Source organism: Infirmifilum lucidum, assembly GCF_014876775.1.
GTDB classification, from domain to species: Archaea; Thermoproteota; Thermoprotei; order Thermofilales; family Thermofilaceae; genus Thermofilum; species Thermofilum lucidum.
In genome coordinates this window covers 828,743-840,915 of sequence record NZ_CP062310.1, presented here as the reverse complement: position 1 = coordinate 840,915, position 12,173 = coordinate 828,743, and the positions used below count along the sequence as shown (strand labels likewise).

Below are 12,173 nucleotides of genomic sequence, written 5' to 3'. Positions count from 1 at the left end.
TAAAAACATGTAAATGTAGTGAGGCGTTGTGAGCGACGGACTGGTAGCCTTCGTTACAGGCATTAGTGGCAGCGGGCGCCTCAGCATACTACAGGAAGTCCAGGCGCGAAACAGCATGTTGAGAGTAGTAGACGTGGGGTCGAGGATGTTTAAGAAGTCCAGTGATCTAGGAGTGCACATACCGGACGGCAAGATCTTGGACATGGATCCACTAGCTCTGGATTACTTAAGGGCGGCCACGTTCGAGGACATTCTCAAAGAGGTAGAAAGCATACGCTCTACTGGAGGCGTCGTCGGGGTTAGCACTCACGTCTGTTTCCGCTGGAAGAAACACCTTATGCAAGCGTTCAACTTCCATTACGTGAATACCCTGAACCCAGACGTCTACATCAACGTGATAGATAATGCCCACAACGTGTACCTAAATCTCCTCCACGATAGGGTGTGGAGTAGAAGGCTCACATTAAAGGAGGTACTTGTCTGGCGGGATGAGGAAGCCTTCATTACTCGAATGCTCGCGGAGTACCAGAAGAAGCCCTTCTATCTGTTCCCACGCCGAGAGGATCCTGCCATGCTCGAGAAGATACTCTTCAACGTTGAGAAGGCTCGTAAATCTGGCGGAAAACCGCTACCGAAGGCATACCTCAGCTATCCGATCACACATGTTAAGGGCGACGTGGAGGTATGGGAGCAGAAGGACGAGATAAAGAAGAAGCTGAAGGAAGCGGGAATAGTCCTATTCGACCCAATATCAATAGAAGACTCTATACTAATAGACATGGCTCACGACGCCATCTCAAAGGGCAGGGAAACCATTGAAGTAGAGGTCGACGGGAAGGTCGGAGAAATAAAAGTTAAAGAGATACTGGATGCCGTAGGCGACATTAAAGACCAGATAGTTATGAGGGATTACCAGCTAATAAATCAGAGCGACATGATAATCGTATTCTACCCAACTAAAGTGCTTTCGCCCGGAGTCTTAAGCGAGGTAAAGTATGGCTATACTCACAACAAGAATGTCTACGCAATATTCCCCTTTGAAGAGTCAAGCCCCTTCTTCGAGTACTACACTACAAAGGTTTTTAAGGATGCTGACAGCCTCCTAGACTACCTACGCGAGGTGGGCACTCTTTGAGCACCATTGACATAAGAGCTGCCGCACTACACATCGACGCTAAGACCTTGTCGTCTACCGACGGGCTCGAGAGAGATCTCTCGAAGTTCCTGGAGGGTCTAGACAATTTCGCAGAGTCGACACATTTAAAGATAGTGAGTAAGAGGGTAGTGGCCCCCCTCACGTCCGAGTCTGAATTAGAGCGCACGCTAAAGACTCTGTATGAAAGGGCAGAGAGCCAAGGTATAAATTACGTAGGTATACCCTTGGGTCACTGGGATCCGAGCACTTTATACGAAGCACTGCTCACATATCCAAGACTATTTCTCTCGGTCGAGTACGGCCCCGGCTCAGAGTCTGACATACTCAAAGTCTTCAGAGTGTTCTCGGAGAGCTCGTACATGCTTGCGACACGCTTCGCGGTAAGCTTCGGTCAAAGAGTTCAGACACCATACTTCCCTGCTACTCAGAGCAAGGAGAATGGTGTATCTTTGAGTCTACTCTATGTCGAGCAGTTTAAGAAGGGAGCCTTGCTTGAATCACTGCTAGAGAGACTTAAGGAGATGCAGAGACAAGCCGAGGCAAGCTGGGATAGCTTCCTTGGAGTAGACCTCTCAATCTCTCCGTGGATGGAGCGTAGCGTGGCATCCCTTGTTGAGGAGATCTCGGGCATCACGTTTACGCTGCCTGGAACAATTGCAGCCATCAGAGAGCTAAACAGAAGGATCGAATACCTAGCTAGCCATGTAAAGACAACAGGATTTAATGAAGTGATGCTCCCGCTGGCCGAGGACAACCGCCTCAAGGAGCTAGCCCGAATCGGACAGCTCAGGTTCAGCCACCTCTTAAATTACGCCTCATACTGTGTGGCAGGCCTGGACATGGTAGTGATACCTGATACATCCGAAGACACGGTTCTCCTTGGCCTCCTAAGGGATCTCTGGGATATTCACCTGTTAAAGAGGAGGCCGCTTGGAATGCGCCTCATCCTTGCTCCCGCTGAAGACGGCAGTGATATAGATCTCGGCATGTTCGGGAAAACTCCTGTACTATCGCCGCTAAGATAAAAGTTATTAAAGGGGGCGTGCGGTTTTCTTAAGAGGCCGGGGTGGCCGAGCGGCCCAAGGCGGCGGATTGCTAATCCGCTTCCCGACAGGGAACCCGGGTTCGAATCCCGGCCCCGGCGCTATCTTGACTATTTTAACTGGATAACCGTTTTTATAAAGAGAAGTTTGTTTGCTCTATGTATTGGTTCTACGTGCCTTGGGGAAGCGACCTCTCTGTCTCAGTAGACCCCCTCTTTCCGGCTCTCTCTAGCCCTCAGTGGGCTTACAGAGCCGGCTACTGGGGTGCTGCCCTCATTGTCGCTCGTGCCCAGGGGGCCAGGCATACAGCTGGTTGTAGCGGATCAGAGCATAACTACGGTGGCTGGAGACAGTGGCCCAGTGCGGTATACTCCTCTTCTTCCCACAATCCTGTCGAGAGGCCTGCGCTCGAGGGGGTGCTCGGCCGGCAGATGGCAGGTATATTCACGAAGCTGGGGCCCAGAGAGTGCGTCCTGTGGAGTAGCGAGGACTGGAGGCTCGCCAGGATAAGGGAAGTAACCTGCACATGGAGAAAAACCCTAACCCCTACTTGCTAGGCTCAAAACAATCTCATACTGTAAAAATTCGCCGGCACACCCGTTTGAACCACCGACCTCGGGGTTATGAGCCCCGCGGGATGCCTGGCTTCCCCACCCCGCTCCTGGTAGCGGGGGGTGGACTTTCAGGGTGTGCCGGCACTTATAATCATGCGTGTAGCGATTTAAACTTTTTCTGAAAAGAACGAACGGGTGTCTCTTTGGGGTTTATGCCGCTTAGTAATTTGGATGGCTTAGTGAGTATACCTGGTTATAACACTGTGTTTTTATAGTCATTAGGGTTGCTATTTCCGAGACCATGAGTGAGAAGAAGAACAAGATAATCCTGTGGTTTGAAGAGCTCTCAAAGGAAGACGTGCCAATAGTGGGTGGCAAGAATGCTAACCTCGGCGAGATGATAAAGGCCGGGATACCCGTCCCGCCCGGCTTCGCGGTAACAGCTTATGCCTATAAGAGGTTCATCGAGGAAACTGGTATCCGCGACAAGATCTATGAGATACTCCGTAGCCGTGTTCCAGCAGGCGCTGCGAAGCCCGAGGACTACATGGAGGCTAGCAAGGAGATAAGAGAGCTTATTGAGAGCGCCCCCATGCCGGAGGACATCGAAGAAGAGATTAGGAAGGCCTACAGGGATCTCGGCAAGCGCGTCGGCAAGAAAGAGGAGTTTGTCGCTGTGCGGAGTAGTGCTACGGCGGAGGATCTCCCAGACGCGAGTTTTGCGGGGCAACAGGAGACATACCTGAACGTGAGGGGTGAGGACGACGTTGTCAGCAAGGTGAAGAAGTGCTGGTCAAGCCTGTTCACGCCTAGGGCGATATTCTACAGGGAGTCGAAGGGGTTCGAGCATGAGAAGGTTCTTATCAGCGTGGCAGTACAGAAGATGGTCAACTCTAAGTCTGCCGGTGTAATGTTCACGCTTCACCCTGTGACAGGCGAGAGGGATAAAATCGTTATCGAGGGCCACTGGGGGCTGGGAGAAGCCGTGGTGAGCGGCAAGGTTACTCCCGACGAGTGGGTTGTGGACAAGAGAACTATGCAGATTATCCAGCGGAACATCGTAGAGAAGAGGATCGAGCTAGTCAGGGATCCACAAACGGGTAAAACCGTGGAGCGCGAGATAGAGCCATCGAGGAGGAACGCACCGTCTCTGAGCGACGAGGAAGTCTTGAGACTCGCGGAACTAGCTGTGAAGATTGAGCAACACTACGGCAGGCCCATGGACATTGAGTGGGCTGTTGACAGGGATCTACCATTCCCTGAGAGCGTTTTCATAGTCCAGGCGAGACCCGAGACTGTCTGGAGCGTGAAGGAAGCTAAGGGCGCTGAAACAGCGACCGTGAAGAGCGTAGCAGAGGCAAAGCCCGTAGTAAAGGGGCTCGCGGCTAGTCCTGGCGTTGCCTACGGACGAGCCAAGATATGCCTCACGCTTGAGGACGCGAAGGCTAAAATGCAACCCGGGGACATCCTGGTCACTAAGATGACTGATCCAGACTGGGTACCCTACATGAAAATAGCGGCTGCTATAGTCACTGACGAGGGAGGAATGACTGCCCACGCGGCGATTGTGAGCCGAGAGCTGGGCATTCCAGCAATTGTTGGAACCAGAGAGGCGACAAAGCTCATGGTTGACGGCAAGGATTACACTGTAGACGCTAGAACAGGCGTTGTCTATGAGGGGAGAGTAGAGGAGCTCTTGGGCGGTAAGAAAGAAGAGAAGGCTGTTGCTGCTGCGCCAATCGAGATCATTTGGAAACCCATTACTGCTACTAAAATATACATGAACTTGGGTGTGCCCGAGAAGATTAAGGAGTACAAGGATCTACCCTTTGACGGCATCGGGCTGATGCGCGTGGAGTTCATAATGGCCAGCTATGTAGGTGAGCACCCGCTCTACCTGCTTGAGACTGGGAGAGGAGACGTGCTCGTCAACAAGATGGCTGAGGGCATCGCCTTAGTTGCACGGGAGATATACCCCAGGCCAGTCGTCGTGCGCTTCAGCGACTTCAAGACAAACGAGTACAGGCAACTAAAGGGTGGCGAGAAGTACGAGCCTCAGGAGGACAACCCAATGCTTGGCTGGCGCGGTGTCAGCAGGTACATCAGTTCTCAATACGAGAAGGCTTTCAGGCTGGAGGTAAAGGCGATCAAGAAAGTAAGGGACGAGATGGGCCTAGGAAACGTATGGGTTATGGCACCGTTCGTAAGGACTCTCTGGGAGGCCGAGAAATTCATCAAACTGCTCGCCGAGGAAGGACTTGAGAGCAGCAAGGACTTTAAGATATGGGCTATGGCAGAGGTTCCAAGCATAGTCTTCCTCGCAGAAGAGTTCGCGAGGTATTTCGACGGCTTCTCTATAGGTAGCAATGACCTCACACAACTCACGCTAGGCACAGACAGGGATTCTGCGATACTTCCGAAGATAGACCCCAGATACTTCGACGAACGAGACCCTGCTGTTCGGACGGCTATAGCCATGTTGATCGAAAAGGCCCACAACTCTCCCTACGGGTATAGGACAGTCTCGATATGCGGTCAAGCTCCAAGCGTTTACCCAGAATTCTCAGAATTCCTCGTGAGGCATGGCATCGACAGCATAAGCGTGAACCCTGACGTGGTAGTTCGTACTAGGGAACTTGTAGCATCCATCGAGAGAAGGATACTCCTCGAGAAGTCGCTGGGGATCGAGAGAGTCGAGGAGGATCTAGGTTGGCCGATGCGGCGCGAGAGGAAGGGGTTGCCAAAGTTTGCCCGCAGGGTTGACGAGCTAGAATAAAGCTCTGAGCTCTGAAAGCCTTTGACTAACTTTTTTCACAACACACTCTCTGTCGATTTTCTCTCCAACAATATCCTCTATTTCAGAGATGATGTCCTCTACTTTTTTCAGAGTGTCTTCTGAAGGGTAAGTACCGAACTCAAAATTGCTCGCCACGGGGCCTATAATCCAGGCTTCCCCGGAGAACCCCCCAGAGGCATAGGCTAGAGCTATGAGGTGTGCGGGTGTAACCTTGTGGGCGCTAAGCTCCCAATTGATCATATCAACTATGTCCTCTGCTGAAAGCCTCTGGGGGTCGAGCCTTATCTTTACGACTCTCCCCCTTTGCCCGAAGGACTCGTCTAATACGTCAATGAAGATGACTAACGATGATTCCTCGATGTGGGAGACAACGCTGAACACGTCCAATTCCGCCGGTAAGGCGTTAACGCCGCACTCTGATAGTCCCTCTGCGAGGATAGGTCCTATTGCATCGTCACCATACATCACGTTCCCCACCCCGATAATGAGGTAGCGGCTTTTCACTGCTCAGCGACACCAGCGATTGTACTCTTCCTCAACGACCTTGAGTAGTTTATCGAAGCAGGGAGAAGCTTCCCCGTCTCCGGGGTCACATTCAATGACTTCTACTTCTATATTCGGTGAGAAGACCCCCAAGCCTCTAATAAAGTGATCTATGTCAAGTGACCCCTCAAGCGAGGCTCTTGCGGCTTCGGGTGCATCTTCCTTATCGGGCTGTCTTAGGTTAATCACCTGCCTGTAAACTCCTGGGAGCCTGCCTCTCCTCTTGAGAGTTAGGATCATCACGCGGTTGGGCCTGTGCTTATCAATGAGAAATGACGCTGTGAGACTGTCGGTAGAGAAGTCCTCAATAACTACATGGCTACACTCTGGGAGTTCCAAAGACTCCTCGAAAGCCCTGTATACTGCTTCGCCGTCTTCACCATAGTAGGATAGAAAGCCGATTAAGACTCTATAGCTGGCCTCTGAAATCTTCTCGACAAGCTCGCCGTATCCGCTCTCAATAAGCACTTTTCTCTCCTCCCCTATGTTCTCAACTCTCTCCTTGAAAGCCGTTACCCGCTTGTAAATAGGCTCTGTTACAGCCAGAGAAGAAGTCTGCGGGAACACTGAGTTAATAGCGTCATTTATTGCCTTAAACACTCTAACAGCATCGAGAAGGAACCTGTATAGGCTCTTTGTCTCCGGCATTCAAATATTTGATCCGAGTAGAAAGAATAAAAGTATGTCGGCGCCGCCCCTAATATATATTTGTATTTACATATCATTATTAAGTATTTTTAAAACATATAATCAAAGATTATTAATATTCTAGCTACTGAAGTTTTTATTTAAATTGACAAATTTTGTGAAAATATAACTTTTCTCACATTGAATATTTTTATAACTGTTAATAACTAACAATTGTCGCAAGGGGCGGTTAAATGTCTCTAGGCAGTATAGGGTTAAACCGTAGAGACTTTCTAAAGATCACTGGGGCGACAGCTCTTCTAGCCTCTATAAATTGGCGCGAGGTCGTGAAACTGGCGGCGGCTCAGGCGAAGAGTGGTGCAATAAACATCGTCTGGTTTGAGGCGCAGGACTGTGCCGGGAACACGACGGCACTAATACAGGCCACTCAACCCGACCTCGTAGATGTTCTGGGAGGGTCTTTCTACGCTGTTGGGCCTGGCAACGTGAAGCTTGTTTTCCACGAGACCGTGATGCCCGAGTGGGGTGAGGGTGCTCTAGATATTGCGCGAGCCGCAGCAGAGGGCAAGCTCGACCCCTTTGTCCTCGTGTTGGAGGGGAGTTTCCCGCAGGACGAGAAGGCTGGAGGGTCTCCTGGAAGCGACTACTACTGCTTTATAGGCGAAGAGGGTGGAAAGCCTATCTCCTGTGTTGAATGGATGAGGAGGCTCCTCCCGCGAGCCGTCGCCGTCGTAACTATGGGTAACTGCGCATCTTACGGAGGCCTTGTAGCAAATAAGGTTCTGGATCGTGTACAAGGACTGCCTAGCTCTGCCTGGAGCGACAGTCCAACAGGCGCTGTCGGTTTCTTCGATGACCCTATCCGCGGCATAAAGGGCCTTGTGAGCCTTCTACCGGAGGCTGAGCCCTTCCGCAGGTTCGTTACTGGCCAGTGTACTCTTAAACCTGGAGAGATCCGCGCGGACTGCAGGCCCGCGGTAGCAGTACCCGGGTGTCCAGCTAACGGGGACGGCCAGCTACGCGTGCTTGCAAACCTCGTGCTTTGGGCTAAGGGTCTGTTACCGCTACCGGAGCTTGACAGGTATTGGAGGCCAAAGTTCATATATGGCCACACTGTTCACGAGCAGTGCCCTAGAGCCGGTTCTTACGCCGCCGGCGACTTCAGAGCATACCCTGGAGAGAACAGCTACAGGTGCCTCTACGCGGTAGGATGTAAAGGGCCGATATCGAACTGTCCATGGAACAAGCTAGGATGGGTGAACGGTGTTGGTGGCCCTACCAGGACTGGGGGCGTATGCATTGGTTGTACAATGCCAGGCTTTACGGATTCCTATGAACCCTTCTATAAGCCTCTCCAGGCGCCCCGCGTGCCCTCAGGGCTGGAGGGCGTAGCGGCTGTGGCCGCATTGCTCGCAGGTGTAGGCCTCGCCTATGGTGTCTCTAAAAGTATTGAGAAGAAAAAGGAAGAAACTATTAAGGAGGTAAAGGGGTGAGCGCGAATGAGTGTCCGGGAGGTATTTATAGACCCTATTACCAGGATTGAAGGGCACCTCGCACTGAGAGCACTTGTCGACACAACAACGAAGAAGCCTCAGAACGTATGGGTATATGCTACAATGTTTAGGGGCTTCGAAGTATTCCTAAGGGGGAGGCCTCCTGAGGACGCAATCCACATCACGTCCAGGATATGTGGTGTATGCGGTGCAAGTCACGCTAATGCGTCTATGCACGCTGTAGACATGGCCTATGGTGTTGTCCCGGAACCGCTAGGAGTAGTCCTGAGGAACATGGCCTTTGCCATGACAGATCCACTGTATGACCACCCACTTATCTTAAACATGCTTGGTGGCCCCGACTACAGCGAGCTCATAGTGAAGAAACTGACGCCCAAGGTCTGGGCAGACGCCCAGAGGACTGATGCTCCTAACCGCGATATCCACGGCTTTGCGAAGATCTCGGATGTAATGCGCGCGCTGAACCCAATCGAGGGCAAACTATGGCAATTGACGGTGAAGTACCAGAGGATCGCCCGCGAAGGTGGGGTGCTAATCTATGGTAGGCACAGTCACCCGAGCACGATAATCCCTGGCGGCATATCTACAGATCTCTCCAATGCAGAGTACCTTCTAATTGGCTACACCTACAGGCTTACAAAGCTAACGGCCTGGGCAAAGTACCTCTACGCGATATGGCAGGACATCGTGTGGTTCTACGAGGAGATGGAGAACTACAAGGAGCAGGGCCTCACGTACCGCAGGCACAATATGGTTAGTAGCGGCTTCTTCGACGATCCGGAAGAGTATTCAGCGCTCGGAGAAACACCTGAAGATGTATACAAGAATATAGACAAAGCAGCGATCAAGCGTAGCGTGAAGCCGGGAGCCTTCGTAAACGGCGAGCTCGTTACAAAGAGTTACAGGGAGATCAACCTGAGTATAATGGAGCACGTAAGTTCTTCGTTCTACGAGGACTGGAAGGGGAAGTTCCCGCTGTACACTGAAACAGATCCGGAGGGCAACAAGCTCCTCTGGGGCAAGCATGATCCAGCCTACCACCCGTGGAATAAGGTCACAATACCCAAACCCGGTGCTAGAGACTGGAATGGCAAGTACAACTGGGCTGCTGTCGTCCGCTTCGTCTGGAAGGACGGGACAATAACGCCGTTTGAGGTGGGACCAATAGCCAGGCTTATGGCGACAGCTTACCAGCCTAGCGACTTCGGCAGCGGGAACGGCGTACTAAGGGTGACGCTACCGAGAAGCGGTGGAGCCGAAGACCTGCCTGCGTCGGTAGTGGATGAGATGACTCTGGAGTGGAAAGCTCCGCCATACTCGACTACACTGCAACGAGTCTTGGCACGCGCATTCAACGTCGTGGTGGATGTTGCCGTGGCGTGGCAGAATGTTCTTAAAGCAATAGATCTCGTCAGGAACGGGAGGACTAAGACTTCAAGACCATGGACAGCCCCCGCCCGTAGAACATTTGGAGTAGGGTTTACTGAGGCACCAAGAGGAACCGTAAGGCACTGGGTGGTTCAGGAGGGCGGGAGAATTGTTAACTACCAGATCCACGCCCCGACAACGGGCAACGTCTCGCCGAAGGATCAGTGGGGCATGTCGCCCTTTGAGCAGAGCGTAGCTAACAGCGTGATAACAGAGGAGGTGCCTCCCGAGAAGTGGGAAGGCCTGGACTTCGTAAGGGCTATCAGGAGCTTCGACCCGTGCCTTGCCTGTGCCGTGCACATACAGGTTGGTAAGGTGAAGGCAATACAGAAGATGATCGTGAGGTGAAGAAAGGTTATGGACTTACTAGACTTCGCAATATACGTCGCGCCACCACTCGTTGTGGCGATTTTCCTATTCGGGGTAGGCTACAGGATCGGCAGGTATATTTTCTTTTGGAGGAGAAAGCCTTCAGCACTTCGTAGGCAACGACCACTCTTGAAGCTCTTTATAGGACTCATCAAAACTTTCCTCGACCCACTGATTCAGGGGTTTAAGTACAGGAAAGGAGATTTTCTAGGCGGACTCGTAGCGCTTCACATCCTCGGAGTAATACCGCTAATCTTCCTACTAGGACAGCATGTAGCCATGTTTTCCTACTGGATACCCTTCTATTTGGCTCTACGGCCGCTAGCTATACCCTCGTCAATAACCTCATCGAGCCTTACTGCCCTTGCTAATGTAGTCCCGTCCTCGGATATGTCGTGGACATTCGTGAACACTGTTTGGGGCCCCCTGACGGTGATACTGAATGGTGACCTTCTAGCTATACTTGCAATTATAGGCGTCAGCTACAAGATAGGCGACAAAATTGTACGCCTAGTACACAAGCTGGGCAATGCCCGCATAGGCGACTGGTATGCCCTTGTTCTCCTGTTAGCCATCCTTGTCTCAGGCTTTATGGCGACACACCACCTCCCATCGGGAGAGACAGGGACATACAGGACAGTCTTAGGCATACACATACTCCTCGCCGAGCTACTTGTAGCTACCCTGCCTTTTACGAAGTTCTGGCACTTCGTCTTTGGTTACTGGTACGGCAAGCTTCACGAGTGGTACGACCTCAAGTATAATAGGGGGGCGCTATGAGCTGGGAGGAGTTTAAACCCGAGAGTTTCAAAAGCGCTGAGACTTATACCCTTAAGCACCTTGACGCAGTAATGCTTCATTTCTTCGAGGACTGCGTGAACTGTGGGTTGTGCGAAGTAAACTGTCCCTACACGGCAGCCGGCGAGGAGTACGGCCCTGTGGAGAAAGCAGAGCCTCTGAGAAGAATTTATAGGCCACATGCACAGATACTCCCGAAGCTATTCCCGTGGCTTTTCGGCGCGAATTCACCAAAGAGCAAGGAGGAGCTTGACAAGTGGGTTGAGAAAGCCTACAGGTGTACTAACTGTGGGCTCTGCTACGTGACATGCCCCTTCGGGATCCACAGTGGCGAGATGATAAAGGTTCTTAGGTCATACCTAGCCAGGACGGGCAGGATCCCAACGTTGCTCAAGATGATGATTGATACAGAGGCCTCCAACACTCTGCTAGAAAACGAGGGGTTGAGAAAAGTATGGGAGGGCATGATTGACAGGATCAAGGCGGAAGGTGTTGAATTCAACAAAAAGAACACCAAATACCTCTACTTGACATCTCTCGCAGAGGTTATGATGACTCCGGGATCCGTCCTGGGAGCAGTGAAGTTCTTCAAAAAACTTAACCTCGACTGGACGATGCCGGACAAGCCCCTGTCTATGAGAGCACCCATAGGTTCACTGGCAGGGGACGACGAGGCGACTACTATAGTAGCTAGGAGAATTCATGAATACATTAAGGAGATAAACCCTGAATATGTAGTTCTAAGCGATGGAGGTTACCCCTACACGTTCTTCAGGTTCGACCTGCCCAGGATCGTTGGGGAGAAGCCCTCGTACAAGGTAATCCATATAGTTGAGCTCGTCGGAGAGGCTCTTAGAGAGGGTAGATTGAAGTTCAAGAATGCGGAGGAGAAGGTGACGTGGCATAGCCCATGCAAGATGGGGCGCATTGGAGGGCTTATTGACGAGCCTGTAGAGGTGCTCAGCAAAGTCTCGAGCAACCTTGTGAAGCTGAAAAGCCACGGGGTCTTTAGCAAGTGTTGCGGGGGAGGCGGCTCCATAGCGTGTATAGTCCCGCCCACCCAGCAGGTAATGGAGAAAGTTATGGGTGTGAGCATCCCTATTACAGGCTCCGAGAAGGTTTTCCTTGATAAGCTCTACAGAGATATGTTAGTTGCCGGTAAAGCCAAAGTAGATGAGATACGGGAGAGCGGGGCTTCGACCGTTGTGACAGCCTGCATTGGGTGCTTCCACACAATGGGCATGACAACCCAGGCCTTTGGCGTTAACGTAAAACTGAAGATGCTTTCAGAGTTTCTCGCTGAAAACTTAGAGTAATTTTTTC

The 12,173-nt window shown here is 51.7% G+C and carries 10 protein-coding genes and 1 tRNA gene; 9 read left to right on the top strand and 2 right to left on the bottom strand.

Features of this window, described 5'->3' with window-relative positions; translation table 11 throughout:
- Positions 1 to 28: 28 nt before the first annotated feature.
- The 5 genes from IG193_RS04615 (at position 29) to ppsA (ending at position 5,529) form a co-directional block, all read left to right on the top strand.
- On the top strand, positions 29 to 1,135 hold the full coding sequence (locus tag IG193_RS04615; RefSeq protein WP_192818053.1) for a hypothetical protein: 1,107 nt from the start codon (positions 29 to 31) through the stop codon (positions 1,133 to 1,135).
- Positions 1,132 to 2,181: a DUF711 family protein gene (locus IG193_RS04610; RefSeq protein WP_192818052.1), complete on the top strand. Its 1,050-nt coding sequence runs from the start codon at positions 1,132 to 1,134 to the stop codon at positions 2,179 to 2,181. Before IG193_RS04615 ends, IG193_RS04610 begins: the two co-directional genes overlap by 4 nt.
- Before the next feature lie 35 nt (positions 2,182 to 2,216).
- Positions 2,217 to 2,300: transfer RNA gene (locus tag IG193_RS04605), tRNA-Ser, on the top strand.
- A gap of 57 nt (positions 2,301 to 2,357) precedes the next feature.
- A complete protein-coding gene (locus tag IG193_RS04600; protein ID WP_192818051.1) occupies positions 2,358 to 2,756 on the top strand; it encodes a hypothetical protein in 399 nt (132 codons plus the stop codon).
- Between the two features lie 298 nt (positions 2,757 to 3,054).
- A complete protein-coding gene (gene ppsA / locus IG193_RS04595; RefSeq protein WP_192818050.1) occupies positions 3,055 to 5,529 on the top strand; it encodes a phosphoenolpyruvate synthase in 2,475 nt (824 codons plus the stop codon).
- Here the strand turns inward: ppsA and IG193_RS04590 are convergent.
- Together IG193_RS04590 and IG193_RS04585 are read right to left on the bottom strand one after the other, a co-directional pair.
- On the bottom strand, positions 5,521 to 6,027 hold the full coding sequence (locus IG193_RS04590; protein ID WP_225876124.1) for a hydrogenase maturation protease: 507 nt from the start codon (positions 6,025 to 6,027) through the stop codon (positions 5,521 to 5,523). The genes ppsA and IG193_RS04590 overlap by 9 nt on opposite strands.
- A gap of 30 nt (positions 6,028 to 6,057) precedes the next feature.
- Positions 6,058 to 6,741 (bottom strand): hypothetical protein, encoded by a 684-nt coding sequence (locus IG193_RS04585; RefSeq protein ID WP_192818048.1) that lies wholly within the window; start codon positions 6,739 to 6,741, stop codon positions 6,058 to 6,060.
- A gap of 233 nt (positions 6,742 to 6,974) precedes the next feature.
- On the opposite strand from IG193_RS04585, the gene IG193_RS04580 reads away from it, so the two are divergent.
- Genes IG193_RS04580 through IG193_RS04565 form a run of 4 tightly spaced genes read left to right on the top strand, consistent with a single transcriptional unit; the run spans position 6,975 to position 12,166 of the window.
- The gene (locus IG193_RS04580) at positions 6,975 to 8,234 is read left to right on the top strand and encodes an NADH-quinone oxidoreductase subunit B family protein (RefSeq protein ID WP_192818047.1); all 1,260 of its coding nucleotides are present in this window, start codon (positions 6,975 to 6,977) and stop codon (positions 8,232 to 8,234) included.
- Positions 8,235 to 8,240: 6 nt separating this feature from the next.
- Positions 8,241 to 10,031, top strand: a complete 1,791-nt coding sequence (locus IG193_RS04575) for a nickel-dependent hydrogenase large subunit (RefSeq protein WP_192818046.1) — start codon at positions 8,241 to 8,243, stop codon at positions 10,029 to 10,031.
- A 9-nt stretch (positions 10,032 to 10,040) separates the two neighbouring features.
- On the top strand, positions 10,041 to 10,832 hold the full coding sequence (locus tag IG193_RS04570; RefSeq protein WP_192818045.1) for a hypothetical protein: 792 nt from the start codon (positions 10,041 to 10,043) through the stop codon (positions 10,830 to 10,832).
- The gene (locus IG193_RS04565) at positions 10,829 to 12,166 is read left to right on the top strand and encodes a (Fe-S)-binding protein (RefSeq protein ID WP_192818044.1); all 1,338 of its coding nucleotides are present in this window, start codon (positions 10,829 to 10,831) and stop codon (positions 12,164 to 12,166) included. The genes IG193_RS04570 and IG193_RS04565 overlap by 4 nt, the downstream gene beginning before the upstream one ends.
- The last annotated feature ends 7 nt before the right edge of the window (positions 12,167 to 12,173 follow it).